Here is a 24,224-nt window from a genome sequence, read left to right on the forward strand (position 1 = left end):
AAAACAAAGCCGAAGGTTTCGTCAAACCTTCGGCTTTATTGGAGGGGCAAGCGCCAAGTCACTGACGATTGCCTGACACAGAAAGGTCAGTCATCCAGCCCTTCGTCATCACGCCGGCTCATGCCGTACTTACGCATTTTCTCGACCAGGGTGGTGCGCCGAATGCGCAAACGCTCGGCAGCACGCGCCACCACACCGCTGGCATCATCAAGTGCCTGCTGAATCAGACCCTGTTCAAGGTTGCCCAGGTAATCCTTCAGGTCCAGGCCTTCCGGCGGCAGCATGGCCATCGAATCCACGCCCGGTAGACCGGCCAGGATAGTCGCGCGCTCATCCAGCTCGTCGCGCAGGCTGGCCACCATGTTCTCGTCTTCATCGTCAACATGACGGAATTTCTTCGGCAGCTCGCCCACGCCAATAACGCCATAGGGATGCATGATCGCCATGCGCTCGACCAAGTTGGCCAGCTCGCGCACGTTACCCGCCCAGTCATGCCGGCACAGCGACATGATGGCCGCCGAATTGAAGCGGATAGAGCCGCGCTTCTCGAACTCCATGCGCGAGATCAGCTCATTCATCAGCAGCGGGATGTCCTCGATACGTTCACGCAGCGGGGCCATCTCGATCGGGAAGACGTTGAGGCGGTAATACAGGTCCTCACGGAAGCTGCCGTCTTCGATCATCTTTTCGAGGTTCTTGTGGGTGGCGGCGATGATCCGCACATCGGCGCTCTGGGTCTTGTTGCTACCCACCCGCTCGAAGGTGCGCTCCTGCAATACGCGCAGCAGCTTCACCTGCATCGGCAGCGGCATGTCGCCGATTTCATCAAGAAACAGCGTGCCGCCATTGGCCAGCTCGAAACGCCCGGCCCGGCTGGTGATCGCACCGGTAAACGCGCCCTTCTCATGGCCGAACAGCTCGCTCTCAAGCAACTCGGCGGGAATCGCACCGCAGTTAACCGGTACAAACGGCGCTTCACGGCGCTTAGAGTGGTAATGCAGGTTGCGCGCGACCACTTCCTTGCCGGTGCCCGACTCGCCAAGGATCAGCACGCTGGCCTCGGTATCGGCAACCTGCTGCATCATCTGCCGCACCTGCTGAATGGCCCTGCTGGTGCCGACCAGACTGCGAAACAGATTAGTCTCGCGCTGACGGCCACGATCACGGGCCTGGTCGTACATCTCGCGGTACACCTGAGCGCGGTGCAGGGAGTCGAGCAGCTTGTTGTAGCTCATCGGCATTTCCAGCGTCGCCAGTACGCAGCGGCGCTGTTCTTCCGGCCACTCGGCAGCCACCTGATCATTAATCAACAGCGTTGGCAGAAACTCATCCCAGGCAGCCAGCTGCTTGAGCATGTCCAACACGCCGCCTTTGGCCTTCACTTCGCCAAGCACCACGCTAAGCACTTCACGGCTGGACGCCAACTCCGCGACGCATTGACGCCAGTTCTGGCTATCGCTGGCCAGATGATCTTCACCGAGAAAATTCAAGATCACCGTCAGGTCACGACGGCGCTCGCTGTTATCGTCAATCAGGAGGATTTTGGTTTCACGCCACATAATTTATTTACTGATCCTGGAGTGAAAAACGCGCCCGCCGCCCAAACACCACTCGATCCAGCGCCGGCAATTGGCCACTAGTTAAGTCAATTTTTTGTTAATAGTCAATTTTATGGCGTGCTTTTTATTGCGTCCGCCAAGCAGACTAAGCAGCTGTTTAACAAAGAAGGGGAAAGATCGGGCAGAACGCAGACATTTACCAGAAGGTCGATACCGGACAGCATCGACCGAAAACAGTTAATCAACCGAACAGCTGATAGACCTTGGCGCCTTGTTGCGACTGATTCAACTGAACGAGCTCATTGGCCAAGCGCTGCTGCTCGGCTTGGCAAACGTTAACCAGCTCGCGATAAAGATCCAACAACTCCTGCATACGCGCACGCAGGGTTTCTTCATCACTGGCAGACTCGACCATAGCCTCGTCAACGGCCTGGCGGCATTGCAGATCCAGCTCGCCAATGGCGGCCCAGTCCTGGGTAGCCAACGCAGTGCGCAAGGCGCTGCCGGTTTCTTCTAGACGCTGCACGGATGAACTCATAAACAATTCCTCAGGCGGGAAACAGCATCACTCAGCGATGGCATCCCAGCCAGCTTTTACATTACGCAACAGGCCTGCAACTTCATCCAGCGGCGCTATTTCATTCTGCACATTGGCATCAACCAAACGTGTGGCCATGTATTCGTAAAGGCTATCCAGATTGGCAGCAACTTCACCGCCCTGCTCCAGATTAAGGCCTTCGCGCAAGCCACCAATGATACCGATGGCTTTGCTGATCAGCTCTCCCTTAAGGGCAACCTGATTACGCTCCATGGCGCCGCGAGCTTGAGCCAAGCGGGTGAGCCCGCCCTCCATCAACATCTGGATCAATCGATGCGGGCTGGCTTCAATTGCCTGAGCCTGGGTGTTGACGGTTTGATACTGCTTGAGGGCCGCCATCGCGTTCATCGTTGTTCTCGCTGTTCTGTTTGCTGAATACCTTGGGTATCGGCGCTACAGAGCAAAGCTTTAGCAACGAAATCAGTTTCCTACAGCCGGCTCAACCTCTGGGCCGATGGCATCCCAAGCGCTCTTGATCTGCTCAAGCAGCGCCTGAACTTCATCCAGAGTACGCGGTGTACTGTCGAGCGCTACACCGGCCAACCGGCGCGTCATGTAGTCGTAGAGCGAATCCAGGTTCTCGGCAATTTCACCGCCCAGTTCTTTGTCCAAGCTGGCCTGCAATACGCCGAGGATGGTGATAGTGCTGCCAACGGCCATGCCGCGAATCTCGGCATCCCCCTCAACCTGAGCATGCTTGGCCAGCATTACCCTTTGCAGCGCTCCCTCAAGCAACAGTTGAACAGTGCGATAGGGCGAAACATCGTGGCTGGTATTGACCTGCTTGTAGGTATCAATCGGTTTCTTGCTCATTCACTTATCCTTTCTCACGAAACCTGGCAGGCTGGCGAGTTGATTGGCCAGGCTTTCACTGGTTTGTTTTAGCCGGCCGACCAGGGAGTCCATGGCGTTGTACTGAGCATAAAGACGCGTCTGCAGACTCTCGACTCGAACAGCCAATGCTTTGCGCTGGTCATCAACACCCTTCTTGGTAACCTGCAACGCGTCAGTACGCTGCTTAAGCACACCAGTGTCCCCTACATATGCGCCAACTGATTTGGAAAGACGCCCCATCAGGCCATTGTCACCTGCAAGATAACCGGCCACTTGATCGAAATTGCTATCCAGCTGCTTGGTTAACGTCGTGTCATCAATCTTGAGCTGACCGGTTTTCCAATCAGAGGTAATGCCCAAACCTGCAAGCGCTTTAACACCGCCTTCGCCGGTGATATTGACCATTTCATTGCGCAAACTAGACAGCACATTGCGTATAGAAGAGTCACCAAGCAAGGGGCCCGTTACCGGCTTACCGCCATCGACCGGCACAACGGCGGTCAGCTGAGAAGTCGTACTGATCAACGCGTTGTATGCATCAACAAACTTCTGCAGGTTGGTTTTCACACCGCTTTTATCGACCCCAACAGTAACGCTAATGGTTTTGCCATCGGCCAAATCTGTAGAGCTCTGTGCCGCAGTGAGATCAAGCGTTACGCCCTCTAGCGCGTCCTCAATGCGGTTGGTGTCGCGGACCAATTCCAAACCATCAATGGATATCTTGGACGACTGGGCCTTGGTGATAACACCACCAGCCCCCGTAGTGGAGTTGGGCTTAAGGAAGGCATCGGCATTGCCGGGGTCAACCGTTGGAGTAAACGCCTGAGACGTCAACGCGTTGGCTCCAGTCGTCACATTATCTTCGTTGGCCACGACCTGAATATCATTGCCCGCACCACTCTTGGTGGAACTCAGGACCAGCCGCGAACCTGAATCATCGGTGATGATCGTGGCACTCACACCGCTGCTTTTACCGGCTTCATTGATTGCGTCGCGCATACCGGCCAGGGTGTTATTGCTGGAGGTAATGTTGACGTTGAAGCTCGAGCTGCCCGCAGAAATAGTCAGCGAACCGCTGTTAAATGTGGCGGCGTTGCCACCAGTAACCGACTGCAGCGCCACCTTACTGCTGGTCGCCAGCTGCTTGACCTGAACGTTGTAACTGCCTGCTGGGGCAGTGGCTGCGGCAGTAACCTTGAGAGCGCTGGTGTTGGAAGAGCTCGCCGTTCGCGACTCGAACAAGGAGGTTTTATTCAACGAGTCGACGGCGGTTTTGAAGGTATTCAGCGCGCTGGTCAGCGAGCCCATGGCCGAGATGCGCGCAACAGTGGTCTTCTCGAGATTGTCCAGCTGATTGGTCTTGGGTGCCCTTTCGGCATTGACCAACGCTGTGACGATTTCGTCGATTTTGATTCCTGAGCCAATGCCCGTAATCCCGACCATGCTTCACCTCGCCAAAATAATGACTGCAACACGCTAGATAAGCGTTAACAGTCAAAAGCTGTGCCAACCTTGTTGGCTAGGCCTCAGCTTTGAACAACAAACTACGAACCTCCGAAAGATTCTCTGCTAACTGCAGCGCTTCTTCGGAAGGGATTTGCCGGATTACATCACCCGACCCTGCATCGGTCACTTTGACCACTACTCGCCCACTGCCCTCTTCGAGGGAGAAGTTCAGGCTACGACGAACCGATTGGACAAAGTCCTGAATCGTCGCAACTGCAGCTTCGACTTCTTCGCGAGAAGCCGCTGAGCCATTTTCAACCTTTGTGGCACCTGCGGTTGCAGCGTCTTCAGAAGGCTTACGCTCAACAGCATCAGCCACAACTTTGGCAGAGCCATTTGGCGCACGCTCTGCTTTGGAAGCAACAGCGGTGGATGCAGACGAACCTTGAATAGAACCAATGTCCATAATTTTCTCCTCAGAATGAGGGAACGGGGAGAAGAGCTAAGCCCTTCTCCCCGCAGTCTAGCGCTTTTACCCTTAACCGAGCAGGCTGAGTACAGCCTGTGGCAACTGGTTAGCCTGAGCCAAGATCGCGGTACCGGCCTGCTGCAGGATCTGATTTTTGGTCAGTTCCGAAGTTTCAGCAGCAAAGTCAGTGTCGCGAATCCGGCTGCGAGCAGCAGAGGAGTTCTCAGAGATGTTCTGCAGGTTCGAGATAGTGTTCTCGAAACGGTTTTGAACAGCACCGAGTTGGGCACGCTGGCTATCGATGTTGGAGATCGCACCGTTGATGATACCCAGAGCGTCCTGTGCACCCGTCGCCGTACTGATATCGATGGTATTCACCGCATCCAGCTCACTGAAACCATCAGTACCTAGACCACCAGTCAGACCATTCACACTGAAGGCATCAGCAGCTTCGAGTTGAACTTGACCGTCTGCACGAGCACCGCCGCCAGTAACGATAGTTGCAGCAGTACCCACATCAGTTTCACCATCGAAGCTCTTCGCTTGCAGCGTAGCACCGCCGGAGCCTGCAAAGTTACTGATGCTGATGGCATCACCACGGGAGCTAACCAGTTCAATGGTGCTGCCTTTCGAGACTGCAGAGATACCAGTTTTACCAGTCTCGCGGTTGATCGCATCTGCCAGCGAGGACAGGTTTGTAATGTCATCCACTACTGCTGATACGGAGGAAGAGTCTGTAACAAGCGACTTGCTGGTCAGGCCAGACAGGTCGAAGGAAACAGTACCCGAGGCAGTAATACCACCCAACGTAGCAACGGTACGAGCGTTGGCCGTGACGCCAGTTTCATCGCTCTTGGAGTTGATTGCACGAGCCACTTCACTCGCCGAGCCGCTGGCTGCACCAGCAATGGCTACGTCGCCGTCGGACAGTTTGGAGTTGATATTGAAAGATGCACTGCCGTATGCACTGCCCGAAGTGGCACTGAACGCAGCACCCGAAGCAGTAGCAGTAGCGCCTGCACCATCAGTGGTAAAACGGTTGATACCGATACGGTCAGTTGCAGCAGAACCGATCGATACGCTGATAGTTTCGTATGCGTTAGCACCAACCTGGAAAGCTTGAGACCCAAAGCTGCCGTCAAGAATCTTACGACCACCGAAGCTGGTGGTTTCAGAAATACGGTTCAGTTCTTGTTGCAACTGCGACACTTCGCCTTGCAGGGCTGCACGCTCAGTGGCGCCGTTAGAACCGTTGGCCGATTGCAGGGCCAGGTCACGGATACGTTGCAGAATGCCAGTCGACTGCTGCAGTGCACCTTCAGCGGTTTGCGCCAGGGAGATGCCGTCGTTGGAGTTACGGGTCGCAACGTTCAGACCGTTGATCTGGCTGGTCAGACGGTTGGAAATCTGCAAGCCGGCGGCGTCATCCTTGGCACTGTTGATGCGGAAGCCTGTGGACAGGCGCTGCAACGAAGTATCCAAGCCTTTGGATGAGCTATTGAGGTTACGCTGAGTGTTGAGTGACGCTACGTTTGTGTTGACTGTAAGGGCCATGGTGTTTGCCTCCAAAGGACCGTGCTACTGAGATTGTCTGAGCCTGCGAGCTTCGGGCCTGCTTTGCTCAGACGCCCCATAAAGTTCGCATTCGATCTTTATATCGGCGGCCTTAGGAGCAGCTTTAGCAACTCGTTCTATTTTTTTTTCCACAAACAGAACAATTACTTAAGCAGCAAAGCCGAGAAAAACTTGGTATCTGCCGACATCCCGACGGCAAATACCGAGTTCTTCACATACAAAAACAGCCCATTCCTTCAGCCTAAACCCTCGCTAGCACTTTGTCGGCATCAATCAGGCGACCATGAGGCTCTCCACACCTCAAGATTTTCCCCGTCGAGCATCCAGCCGTGCTGCACCTGCCGGCGCAGTTCATCACCCATCCTGGCGCTCGCGTCCAGATCACTGATGTGCATGCGAATTGCGTCGACCCAGTCCTTGAAGCGATTTTTCACCCGGGTTACCGGCAACGCCCCCTGGTAACACACCAGATCACTGCAGATAACCGGGAAGCCACAAGCGCCGTATTCAAGAAGACGCAAGTTGCTTTTGCATTCATTGAACAGATTCTGCTCGACCGGAGCCAAAGCAAGGTCCAGATCCAGGCTGGCCAATGCGGCCGGGTACAGATCAATTGCAACGCCCACATGCATCTCATGCACGTAAGGACGGATTACCTCCGGACACATGCCCATAAACACCCACTCGACCTCACCTGCCAGCTCCTTGACCACATCAGTGATCAGTTCCAGATCACCGGTGTGGCTAACGCCACCCGCCCAACCGACGCGAGGCTTCCTTCCTCGCCGCCGCATGGATGACAGGCCGCTCCACCAATCCACCGGCAAGCGGTTCTCAACCACCCGAATGTCGCCATGCAACCCGGCAAAGGCCTCAGCCAACGGCGCAGTGGATACCGTGAAGCGATCAACAAAGCTCAGCCCCTTACGCAGCGACTTGAGTATGTCCTTCGGCATCTGCGGACGATGCACACTCTTGAGCGGCAGGTTGGGCAGGTAATCATCCAGCTCATAAATGGTGAATGCCCGCGAGAATTTCTTGATGCGGCGCATGGCGTCCAGGCGCTCGTCACCAATCTGGCGCTGCAGCACGATCACGTCCGGGTCAAGGCGCTCCAGGTCCGGCACCTGCAACAGCCCGATAGACATCATGCCATCAGCCATACCACTCTCTTTAAGCGCCGAGAACGGTTTGATCACACGGTAGTTACCACAACCAAAGGGGTCCGCCGGATGCGCTAGTACCACTGGCAGCGGGCGCCAGCTCAGTGGACTCCAGGTCAGACCAGAGTCGACTTCCAGATCAAAACCGCGACCACTCAACGCCAGATTACGGTTATAGGCAGGGTCACGCGCAATGTCGGCCAGGTGACGCTCATAGAGAGCGTCCTGCTCGGCCACATCGGGTTCTCGATATACATGTTCATGCATCAGCACTGCATGGGCAGCCCATACGGTCAGGTAGCCCGCAGCACGTACCCGCAGACAGAAATCGACATCGCGGTAAGCATTCAGCGTGGTATCCAGCCCGCCGAGCTGACGAAAGATCTCAGCGCGCACCATCAGACAGGCATCACTCACGGCGCTGTAGTTCTGGTCGACCTGCAGGCGTTGCAGATAGCCCGCACTGTCCATTGCCTCACCGGCGAATGCCCGGCCAGCAGGCCCCCGCAACCCGAGCAGTAAGCCGGCTTGATCAATACGTCCATCGCCGCTCAACAGTTTGCCGCCAACAACACCGACTTCAGGGCGTTGCGCATGATTGAGCAGCTCGTCCAGCCAGGCTTCACTCACCGCCACCGACTCAGCAGACAGCAGCAGCAGGTATTCACCTTGAGCGGCCATGGCTGCCTGGTTCTGGGCCTGGACGATATCGCCCGCCGAGACAACCCTGAGCCGGGCATCAGCCAGACCGGCAATACCCTGCAACCACACTTGAGTATCCGCATCCAGTGCATCGTGGGCACCGAACAGAATCTCGTAATGTGCGTAACGGGTTTTCTCGAGCAGACTCTCCAGACAGCGCTGCAGACAGGCCAAAGAGGCGTCAATCGCGATGATGATCGATACCAGCGGGGTATTCGAATGGCCGTAATCGATGCGGTAACGTGCAGGTAGCCCTGGAATAACCCGCGCCTGATAACCGCGCTGGGCCAGATGACGCTCAATCACTCGCCGCTCATCTGGGTTATCCCGCAGCGCAGGCGCATCGGTGATCAGCAGTGGCTCATCAACATGCCCAAGCCCAAGCAGACCCTGTGCCTCAATCAGCCGGGTGAGCAGGTCGAACTCCAGGGCTTCGGCAAACTGCGCATCAAAACCACCGACAGCCAGAAACACATCACGCCGGAACAACCAGTGCCGCGCCATGACCAGTGGGAAGCTAAGCAGCAGATCCAGGTTGAAGCTCGGCAGAAATGCCCCGCCCAGGCTGCCATCAGGCAAGCGCTGCAACTGGTCACCATAAATTGCACGGCACTCCGGATTTGCCGCCAGCTCCAGCCCTGCGATCATCAGGCCACTCGGGGTGAACTCATCGCCGGCGCGGGCCAACATGAACCAGGAGAAATCGCTTTCGCTCACTACGTGGTTAATCTGTGCTGCCAGGCTTGCGTCGCTCAATCGAACGAAGTGCAACTTATCCCCCGCAGAGGTCTTCGGTACATCAGCGCTACTGGTCAGCACCACGATCTTCAGGGTGGCATACAGGCAGCGCTCGCCGATCAGGCTCTTCAGGGTTTGCATCAACGGCGCTGATTGCCCATCCAGATCGAGCACGATGATGCCGATCAGCGGTCCGCCGTCATGTTCTTGCAGGTACTGATTAATTAAGCGGTTTTCCGTCTTGGTTGGCAGGCGCTCCGCCAGCCAACGCTGCAGGGTGGGAACATCAGTACCTCTGTCTACCGAGATACCCAAGCGCTGCAGCATATCCCCACGTTCACGCGTCAATACCTCACTGTCAGAACCGGGGTAACGCTGATACAGCAGTTGATAAAGCGCCGGGAAGTTCTTCCGCTCTCGGCCCAGCATGTGATCGTCACTGGTACTCTGCTCGCGCGTATGAACTTCACTGGTCACAACCGGCACATGGACAAAGGGGTAGCGCGTGGCCAGACGAAGGAGCATGTCCCAGTCTTCGAACGCAGCCAGCCCAGTATCAAATTCGCCGACTTCACCTAGCATGCTGCGCGGGTGCGCCCAGGTATTGACCGGGATGTAGTTCTGCGTAAACAGACGGTCGCGATCAAACACCTCGTGCTTGAACGGCTGGCCACGGCCTAGCTCGATGCGCTGGCCGTTCTCCAGCTTTTCGTTAACGTACTCGACGCCGGTATAGATAACGCTGCCCGGATGCTGTTCGAAGGCCTCAGCCAGCACGACCAGGTGATTGGGTAGGTATATATCGTCGTCGTCGAGATAGACGACATAGCGTCCGCGCGCCTGCTTGAGACCGGCGTTACGCGCGGCCGACAGGCCCTGATTGCGCCCCTGACGGATATAGGTGATGGGGAAGTCGTAGACCGCCAGCAGGTGCTCAACCGGCTCCCCATTATCGTTGATCAGGATGACTTCAAAATCGCGCAGCGTCTGGGTGCCAACGCTTGCCAGAGCATCCTTCAGCAGATCGGGACGGTTGTAGGTGGTGAGAATTATGGAAAACAAACACTGTGCGACCGAATCATCGGCACTCTGCTCCAGCAGCGCGCGGCGTATGGCATCAATGCGCGCTTGCAGCGGCGCCCTGACCTCCGCCGAGTAGGCCTCGATACGCTGACGATAGAGTTGCCAGATAGGTTGCGCGGCGTCCCGCATGCGCACGCGGGTCGCCGCGTCATCCAAGCACAGCTCGAGAATTTCGGTGTGCTCACGCAGCGGTCGGTCGCTGCCATAGAAGCTCTTGGAGATCTGCCCGCCATGTACTCGGTAGCCGACGCTGGGCTGGCGCAGGAAGACGAAGTCGGGTGCCACGTGAGCCAGGCGAATCCACAGCTCCCAGTCGCCGGCGAGCATGTCGTGGCGGTGGATGCCACCTTCTGGCAGTGCGACGAGGTGCAGCGAGCTACGGCGCAACATGGCGGCAGAAGGCGTGATGTAGTTGTCGAAGCACAGCAGATCAATCACTTCGTCGCGCCCACCGCAATACGATGCGCGCCGATGCCCCGGGTGGTCCGCGTACTGCTGTCGCACGCCCTTCTCGTCGATCCAGTAGCACTGGGTATAGCCCAGCGCAGCCTGCGGACTGGCATCCATGGCTTCGACCAGTGAGGCAAGGTGACCTGGGTAGAGCACGTCATCGGAACCCAGCACCACCACATAACGCCCGCGTCCAGCCGCCACGCATTTGTTGTAGTTACCGGTCATGCCGAGGTTCTGGGCGTTGACTTCGAAATGCAGGCGCGGCTCGCCGGCATAACGTTTCAGCACGTCCAGGCTGTCATCTTTCGAGCAGTCGTCGTAGACCACTACCTCAAGCCGCACACCCTCCTGGGCCAGGATCGAATCGATGGTCTGGGCCAGGAATTCGGCGTTGTTGTAGGACATCACCGCTACGGTGACGTCGACGCCCTCTTCCTGCGGCTCGGCAGGCAGCGGTTCGGGCAACGTTCTACGGCGCCGCCCTGCGAGTTCCCCCTGCAGAGTCGCGACGCCCAGCGGCTGCTCCGGCAGCCCCTGGCTGGCGCGCTGCGCATCCTGAGCCAGCCATTGGCGCAGTGCCTCGATGGGGATTTCCACGTTCCAGTGGTAGACGACGCTGTGGGTGCCAGGCAATCCCTTGACTGGGTGATAGACCAGACGCACCCCCACGGCAGCGGCCAGGGCGTGGAAGAACCAGTACCACATCTGCGGGTTGTCCTGGATCAGCATAACCAGCGTGCCGCCCCGGGGCATCCATAGAAGGTTGGCGGCCGCCGCACCAGAGCCCAGAATCGCCAGTTCGCAGCCCGCAAGCGCGCGCACTTGCGAGGCGAAATCGCGCACCTCCGGCTGAAAGGCCTGGAAGCCTTCGCCATTGAGCTGGCGGATCAGCTCCTGTTGATTGACGATGGTGCGGCCGTTACCGCCCGGCGGTCGGATCAGATAGGCCCTGTCCCGGCCATCGAGCGCAGAACAACGGGTCCTGACCCGGCTGGCCATCCAGGCGATGGCCGGCGGATAGAGATGATATTCGTCACCGCGATAGACGTAGCCTGCACGCGGCTCCCAGATATCGGCGGTGTCGGAGAAATGGTGCAGCACGTCCACCTGACAGGCGCGCCCCGGCTGTACACAGACCGTACGCTCGCGCGGCCAGAACAAGGCCAGAGCGTCCATGATAGAGGCAGGCAAGCCGGCCTCGACCAGTACAACGGTGTCCTGCGGCAGGTCGGCCTGTTCGATCCAGTAGAAACGCCCGAGTTTCTCGCTCAGCCAGTGCGCATAGTTACCGTTTTCCCAGCCGAAGAAGCTGATGGCACTGGCCACCTGCAACGGCTCGCCCTTACCACTGAAGAATTCGCAGGCACCGCTGTCATCGAGACGCAACCCGTGCTTTTCGTACCAGGCGTTATTCAACCGCCCGAGGTTGTCGTAGACACCATCGCAGACATACTCGCCATGGGCGATGTCGCCAATACCGGCCATGCCAGCGACTAGGCGCACGTCATGAAAACGCCCGCGGTACTGCGCCAGCATGCGTTGCCGAGCCTGGCGCACGCTCTCAGGCAGGGAGAACCCCACCATCTCCAGCGGCGCTGGCGACCAGCTCTCGGCAGCAGCCAGCTCGGCCAGATCGGCACAACCCTTGGCGCTCCTAGCAGGAACGACCCTGGCGCTGACCACTGCGTCTGACAGATGACTTCCCTGGGGCATGCAGAAAACTCCGATCAAAAAAAGTAAAAACCGGCCAGCCGGACCATGGCGACGGCATGCGACGGCGAAGGCTTACTTGCCGTTGGCCGCCAGGGAGAACTGGTCGTAGTCGCGGAAGTAGTCGTCTTCGCTGTAGTGCTCGGACGCCAGCACCATGCACACCGAACCACTGGAGAAGTTGTCGATCTCGCGCCAGATCATTGGCGGAATATAGAGCCCGTAATAGGAACGATTGAGGTGGTACTTAAACTTGGTTCGCCCATCGTCCAGCAGAATGTCGAAACTGCCCGACATGGCGATCAACAACTGATGCAGCCCCTTGTGCGCATGGCCGCCGCGGTGAGAGCCACCGGGGACATCATAGAGGTAGTACACGCGCTGGATGTCGAAGGGAATGTGCCGCCCACCCTCGATGAAGGTGAGATTACCGCGCCGATCCTCAATGATCGGCAGGTCGATGATCTTGCAGTGCTGAAGAGACATAGAGCGCTCCAAATACGCTGGTGAAACCCATTCCTAGCTGCCTCTCGATCACACCCAGGTAACCGAGCCCCATGCAGTTACTGCGTCAAGAAAACATGATTGATAGGGTGTTGTAGCTCCGAAGCAAAACTCGAACCACCTTCTCTTCAGACGCTGAAAGCGTTGCATGCCTCGATGGTCTGCTCGACCCACTCGTCCGCCATCCCCGGATATAGCGGCAAGCTGAGCACCTCGCCAGCCAGGCATCGCGAGAGTGGCAGATCCAGATCGGCGAACTCGGCGTACGCCGCCTGGCGATGGATGGGGATTGGATAGTGGATCAGACTCGGCACGCCATTGCGTTCGAGATGAGCCTGTAAGGCCTCTCGCTGTTCGCAACGCAGGACGAACTGGTGCCAGACATGGCTGCCGGGCACCTGCGGAGCCTGAGGCAAATGCAGGTGTGGATTGTCGATCCCAGCCAGGTAACGCGCTGCCAGGTCACGTCGCGCCAGGGCATCGTCTGCCAGGCGCACCAACTTCACCCGCAACAGCGCGGCCTGCAACTCGTCCAGACGCGAGTTGACGCCCTGCAATTCGTGCACGTACTTGCGACTGGAGCCGTAGTTGCGCAGCTTACGCACCTGTTCAGCCAGCGCATCGTTGCCGGTGGTCAATGCACCGGCATCGCCAAGCGCGCCGAGGTTCTTCACCGGAAAGAAGCTGAAGCCCGCCGCATCGCCGAGAGCGCCAGCCGCCCGCCCTTGGGCGTCTACCGCACCATGTGCCTGAGCCGCATCCTCAATCAGTAACAGACCATGCTGGTCGGCTATCGCGCGTAGGCGCTGCATGTCGGCCAGGCGCCCGTATAGATGTACGGCGATGACCGCACGTGTGCGCGGACTAATGGCGGCCTCCACAGCGGCTGGATCAATATTGAACGTGTCCACATGGGGCTCCACCAACACCGGAGTGAGCCCAGCTTCGCTGACAGCCAGCGCAGTGGCGATGAAGCTGTTGTCAGGCAGGATCACCTCGTCACCCTCCACCAGACGCCCCAGCTGCCGATAGCCCCGCAGGATCAGGGTCAGTGCATCCAAGCCGTTACCCACGCCGATGGCATGCGTCACCCCGCAGGCAGCCGCGTACTCGGCCTCGAATGCGGCGACCTCGGCGCCGAGCACATACCAGCCGGAGCGCAACACCCGCTGAAACGCCTCGGTCAATGCCGCTTCATCGCGCCGGTTGATCCCGGCCAGATCAAGAAAAGGAAACATGTCACTCATCCAGGTAACGCACGATACGTGCAGGGTTGCCAACCACTAGCGCGCGCGGGGGAACGTCGCGGGTCACCACCGCGCCGGCGCCGACCATTGCACCAGCGCCGATGGTCAGGCCGGGCAGGATGACCGCCGCGGCGCCAATGGAGGCCCCGCGCTCGATCACGGTCTGCGAGAAGCTTTCGGGGTATTGTTTGGAGCGCGGCAGTCGGTCGTTGGTGAAGGTGGCATTGGGGCCGATGAAGACATCGTCGCCAACACGCAGACCATCCCACAGGTACACGCCGCATTTCACCGTAACCCGATCACCAAGCATCACATCGTTCTCGATAAAACAGTGGGCGTTGATGTTGCAGTCGCGGCCGATGCTCGCCTGCGCGAGGATCACCACGAACTGCCAGACAGAGGTGCCCTCGCCGATCGATTGGCTTTTGACGTCCGCGGACGGATGAATCGATGCCATGTATGGACTGCCTTTGGGAGAAGTTTCGAGCGTAGCAAGCCTAGCCTAAGGCGTCACGGAAGAAGCGTCTCAACCACCGGTTAATTTCCAGTAACATGGCGCATCGGTAATCGCCAGGACTGGACGGCATGGCTAGAGAATTCGAACGCTTCGGTTTCCTGATTCACAACCCTGAGATGTTCAATCACTATCACGCGGTCTGGCAGCATCTGCCGGCAGGCAGTGTGGAGATCGCCATCACCGGCAAGACGCAGCAGGACATCGACGCAGTGGTCGCCGGTTGCCAGCAGCACCGGCTACCGTGGCGCGACGCTCGCGAAATGCTCGCCAACAAAGAACGCTACACCACCTTGGTGTCAAACTTCCCACAGCATTACCTGCGTGGCCCCGACTCGCCCTACCTGCCCAAGTCCATTGGCCGTTACAACCTAAGGTTCATGTACGCCAACGGCAAGGCCGGCTGGAACTTCCAGCCCTGGAACCAGGTGTACGACAGCATCCTCTGTTTCGGGCCCTATCAGGCCGAGCATCTGGAGTTCTGCCACGACACGCTGAAGATTCAGATGGGCTACCCGCGCTTCGATCGTTTCTTCAATCAGCCGCTGGATTGCCCTGCGCGGCTGACCGAACTGCAGCTCGACCCCGGCCGCCAGACCGTGGTGTGGCTGCCAACATGGAGCACGCTGAGTTCGATAGACCTGTTCGCCGCTGCCGTCGCACGTCTACAGGCGCGCTACAACGTGATCGTCAAACCACACCCGATCACCATCACCGAAGAACCAGCGCGTATGCGCGAGCTGGAGCGCTTTGCCTGCGTGATCCGCGAACACATCGACAACGTCGAACTGTTCCAGCTTGCCGACTTCCTGCTGTGCGACTACGGCGGCTCTGCCTTCGGCGGCATCTACACTGATCGCAACGTGCTGCTGCTCGACCTGCCCAATGCCGAGGCCGACCCGTTGATGGGTGAGGACTCTTCGGACATCTGGCTGCGCAAGTACCTGCCGCACCTTGGCGCCCAGCACAGCGGCCGTCTCGAAGAGTTGCTGGAGGATGCCAGCCTGTGGGAGGCCCAGCGGCCGATCCGCAAGACCCTCAGCCAGTACTACTTCGCGCCATTCTACGGTTATGCCGGCCAGGTCGCCGCCCTGGCAATCGCCAACAGCGCCCGTTCCCTGGCAGGGAGAGGCTGATGGTCATCTGGCTGATCGGCCTGTCCGGTTCGGGCAAGACCACGCTCGGACGCGAAATAACCCGCCAATGGAAGCTGCAGACGCCCAATACCCTGCTGGTGGATGGCGACGAAGTTCGGCGCATCTTCCGCCAGGACACCCAGGCTGCGGACTACAGCCTGGCTGGGCGACGCCTCAACGCCGAGCGCATCTTCGAACTGTGCGCCTGGCTCGATGCGCAGGAAATCAATGTGGTGTGCAGCATCCTGTCGGTCTTTCCGGATCTGCGCGAGCTGAACCATACGCGTTTTCGCCACTACTACGAGGTCTACCTCAATCCACCCATGCAGACGCTGGTCGAACGCGACACCAAGGGGCTCTACCGCAAGGCGCTGGCCGGCGAGATGAGCGACATGGTGGGCGTGGACATTCCCTTCCCGCCCCCCACCGCAGCCGATCTGGAAATCGATACCAGCCATCCGGCCGACATCGCCGAACTGGCACGTGACATCCTCCAGCGGGCACAGGTATCGGTGGCATGAGCGATATCGACTACCCCTATAGCCAGGGTGATCGGCTCGAAGAACGCAACACCTACTTCTACAGCCAGTACCACGGCGCGGCCTTCTTCCCGGCCTGGCGCGCGAGCCGTCAGGCAGCACTGGAGGAGTTACCGTCAGCGCGCCTGGTACCGTTACCGGTAGCGCCCAAACACGGCGAAAACACTCAGGATACAGCCGAGCTGCTGGCCGAGCTGCTGCATGCGGCCGCGGATGCGCCCGGCAAGCGGCGTCTGGCCGAACGCCTGCTACAGCGCTTCGAAGTCAGCAAGCGCCTGCATCGTCGCTACGATAGCGATTTCAAGGCCGTCGCCGACAGCGGCTATGATGACCTGAATCTCTACCTGCAATTCGCCGCACTGTGCCTACATCAGGCCAAACAGCCTGGCGCCCTGCCCTTTCTTAATGGCCTGCTCAAGGTCATCGATAGCCTGATTTCGATCCAGCCGCGCCTGACCCCGGCCCAGGGCGCTCAACTCGCCTGGCTGATCGCCGCCGAGCAGGACTGGGTCACTCGTATTGCGGCGCAGGCCAACGTGGAGATCGCCCCATGACCCACCTCGACGACGTTCTGCTGATCGCGGCACACAGCGCACGCAGCCAGGCCTACGTGCAGACCCTGGCCGCCCACGGGCTGATGCCGTCCCATGCGTTGCTGCTCGGCGATGCGGCGCAAGCCTGCACGGCACCGAGCGAGCCGGCTCGCGAGCTGATGGGGGTTCTGCTGCCGGATCTGGGTATCCCCCTCAGCCGCACCCTGGCCGACTGCGCTGTACCGGTCACTTATCTGGAAACGCGTGACATCAACGCTCAGCAGGTCATCGAAGCCGTGCGTGAACGGGCGCCGCGCCTGGTGATCTTCTCTGGCTATGGCGGGCAGATCGTCAAGCCGCCACTGATCGAGCTGGGCATACCGCTGCTGCACGTACACAGCGGCTGGCTACCCGAATACCGTGGCAGCACGACCGTCTACTACAGCCTGCTGGAGGAAGGTACTTGCGCCGCCAGCGCCATCCTGCTCGACACCCACATCGACACCGGCCCGGTACTCGCCCGCAAGCGCTATCCGGCGCCGCCGCTGGGCACCGACATCGACCGCCGCTACGACACGGCGATCCGCGCCGACCTGCTACTGGAGGTGCTGCGTGGCTATCAGGCCAGCGGCGAGTTGGCGGTGGTACTGCAGCAAGATGCCGAACAGGGCAACACCTATTACGTCATCCATCCGGTGCTCAAGCACCTGGCGCTGCTGAGCCTGCCCGAGGCCTGAACCTGCCTGACCGGTTCAGGCGAACGGCTCGCCCTGATAGCTGTATCGCTGGCGAGCTTGCGGGAGGTTCATGCAGCGCTGAACGCAAGGGAGCACCTCTGGACGCCGACGCAGAACGACAAACAACTTGTCGATGTCCTGACTGGGCACGAATGCCCGCGTCATCTTGGAGTCCTGCAGCTCGAAGTAACGCTCCATGATGTCGAACTTGCGGTCCAGGTCACCGTCGTCGCCTGCCGCGCCAGTGCCTGCGCCGAACACATTGTGACTCTCGAACAGCAGCCAGCCATCGTCCTGCGTCAAACACCAGAGTTTGGCCACGAAGTTCTCGAACTCGACGGCCAGGTTTCCGTCGATGGTGCAGTGGTTAGCGAACGAGAGAACCACGTCATAGCGCCGGTTCGGCCTCCAGCTGCTGAAATCTGCGACCTGGAAATTCACATTGTGCTGGCCCAGCGCTTCAGCGGTGATACGGCCGATCTCGACGAGAAAGGGGTTGTATTCCACCGCGTCGACGAGACCCGCCCGGCTGGCCAGTTCGATGGCCATAAAACCGTTGTTACAGCCGATCTCCAGCACGCTCATTCCCTCGTTCAGCCAGGGCATAAAAGCGTAGCCGTCCAGGCGCTCCTCGGTCGGTTTGACGCCGGCGATGCCGATTCGGGCATAGCCCTGGTAGGCGTATCCGCCGCAGTAGGGCTTACCCCACTGCTTGTTCTGCATATCCAGCAAAGCGAAAACGCGATCAACCAGATCGATGCGCTCGGGCGCAACCAGTTGCGTCACCAATAGGTCACGCCAGGTGTAGTAGCGCGCCAGGAAGGCAAAGGGGGTACCGGCGTTCGGGTTGCCGCTTCTGAGGTAAGCAAGTAGGCGGTGCATCAGGGTGTCGTGCTGCTCGGCATCCCCCTGCTCCAGCACCCACTGAGCACTGTCGTTCTCCGTCTGCACGCGGACATCCGGCACCCAAAGCCGTTCCTGCAAGCGTTGCAGGAGCTGGCGCATTTCCGGATGCTGCACACAGGCGTCAGGCCAGAGCGCCTCTAGGTACACAGGGTTGAGCAGCACTCTCAGGCACAGCTGTTCCCAGAGCGAGTCGGCTTCCTGCGCCTCCATCGTCCTCAAGCGCTCCAGCGCCTGCTGCTCCAGAGGATCGGCAGGACGGGGAAAACGCTTGAGAATGGCCAACACCGTGTCGATGGGGAAACATAGTGGCATGAAGGCAGCTCCAGAACTCAGGGGGCAATTGCAGCGAGAGGCATAATCCGATGATAGAGCGCCAGGTCGTCGGCGGCGTCCACCTCCCCCCACGGCCCTTGCACCGGCGACACGGCAATCGGCATACCGGCCTGCAACAGCAGCCGCAGCAGGCTGGTCATGTCCAGGCGATCCACCGCGTCGTCACCGAGTCGCTGCAGCAACTCACGCACCTGTGTCCAGCCGCCCGGAGTGAACTTGAGCAGGCCCATGTACTGCCCCTCGATCTCGGCGGCGCTTTGGCAGCGCTCGCCAATAGTCGCCAGATTGCCATTGGCATCCAGACGAAAACTCTCAGCATCGGCCAGCGGATCCGCGAAACGCTGCGACCACAGCGCATACCAGTGCGGGTCGTAGGCAATCGCCAGGTCCGCCTCGACCCGGCTCAGCGCGGCCACGGTGGCGGCACTGTAGAAGATGTCGCTGTAACTAACGATGCACGCCTCCGTTGCCAGCCAAGCGTCGGCGGCCAGCAGCGTGCGCACCATATTGCTCTGTTGCCAGCGCGGGTTCTCGAAATAGGTTAACGGCTCGTCGAAGCATTCGCCGCGATAGCCCCGCACCAGGCCCAGGCGCTCGATTCCAGCGCCACGCAGCGCGCCCAGCTGCCAGTCCAGCAGGCGGCGACCGTGCAGGCGGGCGAAACACTTAGGCTGCTCGGCGGTTAGCTCGCCCATGCGACTGCCGCGCCCGGCGGCAAGGATGATGGCTCGTGTCATGTAACGTTCATTCCTTGTTCAGACAGCGATTCAGGAGCAGGCCGTCCAGCTCGGCGAAGGGCGCTTCCCGCTCGGGGTGCCACATCACGCCCAGCAACGGCAGTTGCGGGTGAAAGAAGGCCTCGATCACGCCATCTTCACTGCGTGCCAGGACTTCAAGGGGCGCCACCAGCGAGCGGCACCCCCATTGGTGGTAGCTGTTGACCTCGGCCTCACGCCCGTCGATCACCAGACGGTGACGCGTACCGACATGCCCGGCCACCCGCTCCAGTCGATTGCCGAAGGCATCGAGCAGCAGTTGCGCGCCACGGCACAGGGCAAACAGCGGCACCTGCTCGGCCATGGCCCGCGCCAACAGCGCACGTTCGACAGCGTCACGCTCCGGGGCATCGCCACCGTACTCGGCAAGATCGTTGCCGCCGCTGAGCACCACCGCGCAGGGCTTCAGCTGCGTCCACAAGGCATCCACTCGTTCAGGGCGATTGGGCACCGGCACCGGTAACAGTCCATGGCTCGCCAACCAGTCCGGCAAGCGCTGATCCAGCGCATCACGACGCTCGCCCCGGTCGGCCAGCACATCTACGCGCTGGCTGACCAGCACCACCCTCACCGCAACACCTCGACGCGCCGGTTGGCGCAGTCGATGTTGAGCATCTGCGCCGCAGCCCACTTGCGGTAGAGCACCTCTCCTGCCCCGATCACGGCCGGCAGACCGAGTTCGTTGGCGCGGATGGCCATATGCGAATTGGTGCCGCCATAGGCGGTAATAAAGCCGGCGATAGAGTGGGAGAAGATCCAATCGAACCCAGGGTCGGCGCTGGGGATCATGACGATAGCGCCCTGCAGCTGATCGCGCTGGTGGTAGTCCATCACCGCGCCGGTCACCTGACGCTGGGTGATGAAGTTCGGCTCGGCCTGCGGCAGGTGGAAACAGAAAGCGTCCTCGGCGCTGGTGATCAGCGGGGGCAGCACGATCTGGCAGGTTTCGCCGTAGCGCCGGCGCCCTTCTTCGATACTGGCGGCGATCAGCTCCCTGGGGTCGGCACTGGCAGCATGCAGCTCCTTGATCACCTGGATGTTGGCGTAGGACATGTCCTCGCCGCTGAACCCCAGGTCATGGCCCAGCTCACGGAACAGTGACAGCGCATCGGACAGGTTGCGCGTGAACACGAATTTGGCGTATTCGCGCAACTCGATACCGGCCTGAAGAAAATCAAACAGCCCCACCACGTCGTGGGACAGCCCATGCTCGCTGAGCAGGCGACTGATCTCGCGCATCTGTGCCAACGATAGAGCGAAACGGGTGCTGTCGTGACGCGTCTCGACCGCCAGGTTGTGCCAATCGAAATAGAGATCGGGAGCCTCGTCGTAGCGCGGCGACAGGATGTCGTAAGTACCCGGCCGCAGGTGACCGTAGCGGGCCAGGAAGGTGGTGCGATCGAGCTGCGCTAGATCCTGAGTCATCTGCCCGCTGACCGTGGACAGGCCATTGAGAAAGGCATCGTATTCACTCTGGTCGAGCACGCCCACGGTGACCAGCGAGCGCAGCAGTTGCACAGCAATGAAACCGGCCCGCGCCAACCCTGCGAACGGTAGCGTGCCATAGCGACGGCAGTCTTCCAACAGCCAGTAGATGCGTGTAACCGGATCGGTATCGGCACCGAGTATCTCGTCGCGCCTGGCCAGCAACACGTCGAGCTTCTGCCGGTCAGTGCGCCACAGACCGGTTTCGTTGTGCACGATACGGTTGGTCAACTCGCGCAGGCTGTCGCCCAGGCGTCGGCACTCGGCCTCGGTAAAACCGGCGTCCTGCAGGGCCTGCAGGCGCTGCGGAAGATCCAGCGTGTAGCAGGAGAAGACGATCTCGAACTCGACCTTGTCATGCAGATTGGGCGCGGCCAACAGGCGCTCGATGTAGTAATTGACCAGTTTGTCGGCGAGGGCTCCGTCGATGTCGCGCGGGATGAAGGAGTTGAAGCTGACGCGCACGTCGATGTAAGGCAGCCCATGGAAATGCAGCATCAGCGGGAAGCTGCGCAGATTGCGGTAACCATAGTTGTTGCGCTGGTAGGCCCAGATCATGTCGGTGACCAATTCGCGGTACAGCGACAGCGCCAACGGCCGCGGTCGCACGCCGATGATTTCGGCCGGATTCCAGTCCGGCATCACCCCGAATACGGTGCGCTCACCATGTAGAAAGGGCTGTGGACGAATGCCTTGGGCAATACGGTCATGGATCAGGCGAACCAGCTTGCCATGCGCCTGGGCATCGGCCGGTTCGGCACCGAGCACCAGCGGCCTCACCTGCAGTAGATACAGCCGTGCCTGCGCATCCACGGCAAATTCGATGTCCATGGCCTGCCGCCCGAACAGCGCCTGCAATTCGCGCAACAGCGCCACCACAGGCGCCAGCGAAGACGGCAGCTCACTGGCAGCATGATGTGCATAGAAGGTGCGCAGCTCGTTGGACCGCCCGGAGGTCACAGCATCGGTGCGCCCACTGCTCTCGTCGTAGTTGATCACGAAGTACGGCGCCAAGGTGGCCGGATCAAGGCCAAAACCGACACCCGCCATACGCACATCGCCGACCATAGGTTGAACAAAGACCTGATCGTGCTCACTGGCGCCCAGCCCGCCCATCGACTCGAGCACCTGCTCGATGGCCGCAGGCAAGCCGTCGGAGTCGACGTTCAGGCAAGAGTCGAACGCGCCGGCCGCCGAAGACCGTTCGCCGTCCTCACGGCAGCTGCTGCTGCGCACCGCCATGCTGGCCCAACCTTGCGAAAGCACCTCGGCTAGGCAGGCGTCAGCCCTCTCGCGCCACTGCGCGACACTGAAGAGCACCTGCGGTAGCACGCAGGCGCTGTGCAGACGACCATTGAGCAGAGCGAGTGAACCCGCCTTGGTAGAAAAAGCCAGAATCTGTTCGGTCATGCGCTGCCATATCCCTGATGAGTAGAACGTGCCCTGGTGCCGCGACGAGCGGCCTAGTGGCTGCGGCTCAACGCAACTGATTGAACAGATTCAACCCCGCAATCTTCACATAACTCTGCTGCGCAGCCTCCAGAATGATGGTCTGAAATGACAAGCGTGACAGCGCTTCGGCGTAATCCAGTTCGCGCAGGTCGGCCTGTACCGACTTGTTGACCAGGGTGACATCTTCGTTATCGATTTCAGTGGTTTCGATCAGGTTCATCCGTGCACCGATTTCCGTCTGCACTTCCAGCACCTTGCCCATCCCGCTGTCCAGGTTAGTCAAGGCAATCGCCACCTCGTTACGTACACCGAGGTTACCGGCCGGTGAGGTCGGCGAAGACTCCAGCGCCTGGCGCAGGCGGCTAATGGTGTTGAGGATGCTGCGCTGTTCCTGAAACTGTGGCTGCAGGCCGAACTCGTCACCACCGGCAACCGCCGCTGGAGCGGACAGCGTGAAATCAGCGCCGAACACGCTGAAGGTTGCTGGGTAAGGCCCAGCCACCGTACCGGTGGCGAGTACCGGGCTACCCGGCCCAACCGGCTGGGAGTAGACCTCATAGTTGGTGTCGTCGGTAAAGCGCAGGACAACCCCGGAAGTCGGAAACTGGCTGTCAAAGGTTGCCTGGTTGCTGATACCTGCCGGAGCAACAATTGCAGCCGAATTGTTGGTGGATGAGCGGTTGACAGCAAAGTCCGTCGGCGCCGACTGCAGGGTGAAACTATGGGTATTGATGCCAGGAGTTCCCGGCGTAGCGGTGTCGGCCAACAGGTTGTCCAGATCCAGCTCGTTGTCCCCAGGCTGCAACACCACATCCAACTGGAAGCGCATGCCGCGAAAGTTGATGGTATTGCCGCCACTGACGAGGGGGTCAATCAAACCACCACCTGGCACCTCAGATGTGACGTCAGCGCCAGCACTGTCATAGATACGAAACTCTTTACCGCTGACGAAGGCTAGCGAATAGGGCTCACCTGCACGAAAGCTACTGTTGAACGTCTGGTTGTCCTGCACCAGACCAGGCGACATAAATACCCGCTGATCTGCCGCTGGCAACGCTGGAATGTTTGTGGCCGGTAATGGCGGAGTCGGTAAGGCGGCGTTATTGACGCCAAGCGCATTGATAATCCGATTGGCATTGCTTACATCTTCAAACAGGCGCTTGCCGTTATCGTTGATCGCCACGCTACTTGAGCCGGCCACCTGCAGGCTGCGCTGGCCCTCGTCGCCCTGATAGGAATAGGTGCCATCGGGGTTACGCAGAAAGGGTTCGGTTTTGCCAAGAAAGCCACTGAACAGGTACTCGCCACGGGCGTTACGACTGTTCATCAGATTGAGCAGTTCGCCCTCGCGCTCACTCAGCTCCTTGGCAATCGACTTACGGTCGTCGGCTGACAGCGCACCGCCGCCGGCCTGCACCGCCAGTTCGCGGATGCGCTGCAGAACGTTGACCACCGATTTGATGGTGGTTTCTTCCTGGGTCAGGCTGTTCTTCGCTGCGGTGAGGTTTTCCTTGTACTGGCCCAGCAGCGCCTGCTGCTGTTCAAGTTGCAGCAGGCGTACCGAGGCTACCGGATCATCGGCCGGGGTGAGGATACGGTTACCGCTGCTGATCTGCTCCTGGGTGCGGATCAGGTTGGCATAGTTGCGCCCAAGGCCACTGACACCGTTATTGAAGGCCTGGATCGAAGAGATGCGCATCACCATAAAACTAACCTCGAAGTTCTAGACGGC

Annotated in this window: 20 protein-coding genes; 4 read left to right on the plus strand and 16 right to left on the minus strand. The window is 59.6% G+C overall.

Annotated features, from left to right (window positions below):
• Positions 1 to 86: 86 nt before the first annotated feature.
• The 11 genes from Q8O69_RS01835 to Q8O69_RS01885 all read right to left on the minus strand — a co-directional run bounded on the left by Q8O69_RS01835 (position 87) and on the right by Q8O69_RS01885 (position 14,538).
• Positions 87 to 1,559 carry a sigma-54 dependent transcriptional regulator gene (locus Q8O69_RS01835; RefSeq protein ID WP_275961296.1) on the minus strand — a complete coding sequence of 491 codons (1,473 nt, stop codon included), beginning with the start codon at positions 1,557 to 1,559 and terminating at the stop codon, positions 87 to 89.
• A gap of 241 nt (positions 1,560 to 1,800) precedes the next feature.
• On the minus strand, positions 1,801 to 2,097 hold the full coding sequence (locus Q8O69_RS01840; protein ID WP_275961295.1) for a flagellar protein FliT: 297 nt from the start codon (positions 2,095 to 2,097) through the stop codon (positions 1,801 to 1,803).
• Positions 2,098 to 2,124: 27 nt separating this feature from the next.
• A complete protein-coding gene (gene fliS / locus Q8O69_RS01845; RefSeq protein ID WP_275961294.1) occupies positions 2,125 to 2,505 on the minus strand; it encodes a flagellar export chaperone FliS in 381 nt (126 codons plus the stop codon).
• A 72-nt stretch (positions 2,506 to 2,577) separates the two neighbouring features.
• On the minus strand, positions 2,578 to 2,970 hold the full coding sequence (fliS, locus tag Q8O69_RS01850; RefSeq protein WP_304869994.1) for a flagellar export chaperone FliS: 393 nt from the start codon (positions 2,968 to 2,970) through the stop codon (positions 2,578 to 2,580).
• Positions 2,971 to 4,434 carry a flagellar filament capping protein FliD gene (fliD, locus tag Q8O69_RS01855; RefSeq protein ID WP_305589209.1) on the minus strand — a complete coding sequence of 488 codons (1,464 nt, stop codon included), beginning with the start codon at positions 4,432 to 4,434 and terminating at the stop codon, positions 2,971 to 2,973.
• A gap of 76 nt (positions 4,435 to 4,510) precedes the next feature.
• Positions 4,511 to 4,903 (minus strand): flagellar protein FlaG, encoded by a 393-nt coding sequence (locus Q8O69_RS01860; RefSeq protein WP_305589210.1) that lies wholly within the window; start codon positions 4,901 to 4,903, stop codon positions 4,511 to 4,513.
• A gap of 72 nt (positions 4,904 to 4,975) precedes the next feature.
• Positions 4,976 to 6,460: a flagellin gene (locus Q8O69_RS01865; RefSeq protein WP_305589211.1), complete on the minus strand. Its 1,485-nt coding sequence runs from the start codon at positions 6,458 to 6,460 to the stop codon at positions 4,976 to 4,978.
• A gap of 290 nt (positions 6,461 to 6,750) precedes the next feature.
• Entirely contained in the window at positions 6,751 to 12,333 is a 5,583-nt protein-coding gene (locus Q8O69_RS01870; protein WP_305589213.1) for a glycosyltransferase, read from the minus strand.
• A gap of 72 nt (positions 12,334 to 12,405) precedes the next feature.
• Entirely contained in the window at positions 12,406 to 12,816 is a 411-nt protein-coding gene (locus Q8O69_RS01875; RefSeq protein ID WP_275961288.1) for an FdtA/QdtA family cupin domain-containing protein, read from the minus strand.
• A gap of 146 nt (positions 12,817 to 12,962) precedes the next feature.
• Positions 12,963 to 14,072, minus strand: a complete 1,110-nt coding sequence (locus tag Q8O69_RS01880; RefSeq protein WP_305589215.1) for a DegT/DnrJ/EryC1/StrS aminotransferase family protein — start codon at positions 14,070 to 14,072, stop codon at positions 12,963 to 12,965.
• Position 14,073: 1 nt separating this feature from the next.
• The gene (locus tag Q8O69_RS01885; RefSeq protein ID WP_275961286.1) at positions 14,074 to 14,538 is read right to left on the minus strand and encodes an acyltransferase; all 465 of its coding nucleotides are present in this window, start codon (positions 14,536 to 14,538) and stop codon (positions 14,074 to 14,076) included.
• Positions 14,539 to 14,666: 128 nt separating this feature from the next.
• Between Q8O69_RS01885 and Q8O69_RS01890 the strand changes: the two genes are divergently transcribed.
• The 4 genes from Q8O69_RS01890 to Q8O69_RS01905 are packed head-to-tail and all read left to right on the plus strand — an operon-like array spanning position 14,667 to position 17,540.
• Positions 14,667 to 15,731: a CDP-glycerol glycerophosphotransferase family protein gene (locus tag Q8O69_RS01890; RefSeq protein ID WP_305589218.1), complete on the plus strand. Its 1,065-nt coding sequence runs from the start codon at positions 14,667 to 14,669 to the stop codon at positions 15,729 to 15,731.
• A complete protein-coding gene (locus Q8O69_RS01895; RefSeq protein WP_305589219.1) occupies positions 15,731 to 16,252 on the plus strand; it encodes an adenylyl-sulfate kinase in 522 nt (173 codons plus the stop codon). Before Q8O69_RS01890 ends, Q8O69_RS01895 begins: the two co-directional genes overlap by 1 nt.
• The gene (locus Q8O69_RS01900; protein WP_305589220.1) at positions 16,249 to 16,824 is read left to right on the plus strand and encodes a hypothetical protein; all 576 of its coding nucleotides are present in this window, start codon (positions 16,249 to 16,251) and stop codon (positions 16,822 to 16,824) included. The genes Q8O69_RS01895 and Q8O69_RS01900 overlap by 4 nt, the downstream gene beginning before the upstream one ends.
• Positions 16,821 to 17,540, plus strand: a complete 720-nt coding sequence (locus Q8O69_RS01905; protein ID WP_305589221.1) for a formyltransferase family protein — start codon at positions 16,821 to 16,823, stop codon at positions 17,538 to 17,540. Before Q8O69_RS01900 ends, Q8O69_RS01905 begins: the two co-directional genes overlap by 4 nt.
• A gap of 15 nt (positions 17,541 to 17,555) precedes the next feature.
• On the opposite strand, the gene Q8O69_RS01910 is transcribed toward Q8O69_RS01905, so the two are convergent.
• The 5 genes from Q8O69_RS01910 to Q8O69_RS01930 all read right to left on the minus strand — a co-directional run bounded on the left by Q8O69_RS01910 (position 17,556) and on the right by Q8O69_RS01930 (position 24,197).
• On the minus strand, positions 17,556 to 18,758 hold the full coding sequence (locus Q8O69_RS01910) for a bifunctional 2-polyprenyl-6-hydroxyphenol methylase/3-demethylubiquinol 3-O-methyltransferase UbiG (RefSeq protein ID WP_305589222.1): 1,203 nt from the start codon (positions 18,756 to 18,758) through the stop codon (positions 17,556 to 17,558).
• A 17-nt stretch (positions 18,759 to 18,775) separates the two neighbouring features.
• A complete protein-coding gene (locus Q8O69_RS01915; protein ID WP_305589223.1) occupies positions 18,776 to 19,516 on the minus strand; it encodes a phosphocholine cytidylyltransferase family protein in 741 nt (246 codons plus the stop codon).
• A 7-nt stretch (positions 19,517 to 19,523) separates the two neighbouring features.
• Entirely contained in the window at positions 19,524 to 20,126 is a 603-nt protein-coding gene (locus Q8O69_RS01920; RefSeq protein WP_305589224.1) for a gamma-glutamyl-gamma-aminobutyrate hydrolase family protein, read from the minus strand.
• Positions 20,123 to 22,450: a PEP/pyruvate-binding domain-containing protein gene (locus tag Q8O69_RS01925; RefSeq protein ID WP_305589226.1), complete on the minus strand. Its 2,328-nt coding sequence runs from the start codon at positions 22,448 to 22,450 to the stop codon at positions 20,123 to 20,125. Before Q8O69_RS01925 ends, Q8O69_RS01920 begins: the two co-directional genes overlap by 4 nt.
• 67 nt (positions 22,451 to 22,517) lie before the next feature.
• The gene (locus Q8O69_RS01930; protein WP_275961277.1) at positions 22,518 to 24,197 is read right to left on the minus strand and encodes a flagellar hook-associated protein 3; all 1,680 of its coding nucleotides are present in this window, start codon (positions 24,195 to 24,197) and stop codon (positions 22,518 to 22,520) included.
• Between the last annotated feature and the right edge of the window lie 27 nt (positions 24,198 to 24,224).

It is taken from the genome of Pseudomonas sp., assembly GCF_030690725.1.
GTDB lineage: Bacteria > Pseudomonadota > Gammaproteobacteria > Pseudomonadales > Pseudomonadaceae > Aquipseudomonas.

Coding starts and splice junctions, on each gene's coding strand:
- Q8O69_RS01835 (WP_275961296.1), bottom strand. CDS start 1,559: ATGTGGCGTGAAACCAAAATCCTCCTGATTGACGATAACAGCGAGCGC.
- Q8O69_RS01840 (WP_275961295.1), bottom strand. CDS start 2,097: ATGAGTTCATCCGTGCAGCGTCTAGAAGAAACCGGCAGCGCCTTGCGC.
- fliS (WP_275961294.1), bottom strand. CDS start 2,505: ATGAACGCGATGGCGGCCCTCAAGCAGTATCAAACCGTCAACACCCAG.
- fliS (WP_304869994.1), bottom strand. CDS start 2,970: ATGAGCAAGAAACCGATTGATACCTACAAGCAGGTCAATACCAGCCAC.
- fliD (WP_305589209.1), bottom strand. CDS start 4,434: ATGGTCGGGATTACGGGCATTGGCTCAGGAATCAAAATCGACGAAATC.
- Q8O69_RS01860 (WP_305589210.1), bottom strand. CDS start 4,903: ATGGACATTGGTTCTATTCAAGGTTCGTCTGCATCCACCGCTGTTGCT.
- Q8O69_RS01865 (WP_305589211.1), bottom strand. CDS start 6,460: ATGGCCCTTACAGTCAACACAAACGTAGCGTCACTCAACACTCAGCGT.
- Q8O69_RS01870 (WP_305589213.1), bottom strand. CDS start 12,333: ATGCCCCAGGGAAGTCATCTGTCAGACGCAGTGGTCAGCGCCAGGGTC.
- Q8O69_RS01875 (WP_275961288.1), bottom strand. CDS start 12,816: ATGTCTCTTCAGCACTGCAAGATCATCGACCTGCCGATCATTGAGGAT.
- Q8O69_RS01880 (WP_305589215.1), bottom strand. CDS start 14,072: ATGTTTCCTTTTCTTGATCTGGCCGGGATCAACCGGCGCGATGAAGCG.
- Q8O69_RS01885 (WP_275961286.1), bottom strand. CDS start 14,538: ATGGCATCGATTCATCCGTCCGCGGACGTCAAAAGCCAATCGATCGGC.
- Q8O69_RS01890 (WP_305589218.1), top strand. CDS start 14,667: ATGGCTAGAGAATTCGAACGCTTCGGTTTCCTGATTCACAACCCTGAG.
- Q8O69_RS01895 (WP_305589219.1), top strand. CDS start 15,731: ATGGTCATCTGGCTGATCGGCCTGTCCGGTTCGGGCAAGACCACGCTC.
- Q8O69_RS01900 (WP_305589220.1), top strand. CDS start 16,249: ATGAGCGATATCGACTACCCCTATAGCCAGGGTGATCGGCTCGAAGAA.
- Q8O69_RS01905 (WP_305589221.1), top strand. CDS start 16,821: ATGACCCACCTCGACGACGTTCTGCTGATCGCGGCACACAGCGCACGC.
- Q8O69_RS01910 (WP_305589222.1), bottom strand. CDS start 18,758: ATGCCACTATGTTTCCCCATCGACACGGTGTTGGCCATTCTCAAGCGT.
- Q8O69_RS01915 (WP_305589223.1), bottom strand. CDS start 19,516: ATGACACGAGCCATCATCCTTGCCGCCGGGCGCGGCAGTCGCATGGGC.
- Q8O69_RS01925 (WP_305589226.1), bottom strand. CDS start 22,450: ATGACCGAACAGATTCTGGCTTTTTCTACCAAGGCGGGTTCACTCGCT.
- Q8O69_RS01930 (WP_275961277.1), bottom strand. CDS start 24,197: ATGGTGATGCGCATCTCTTCGATCCAGGCCTTCAATAACGGTGTCAGT.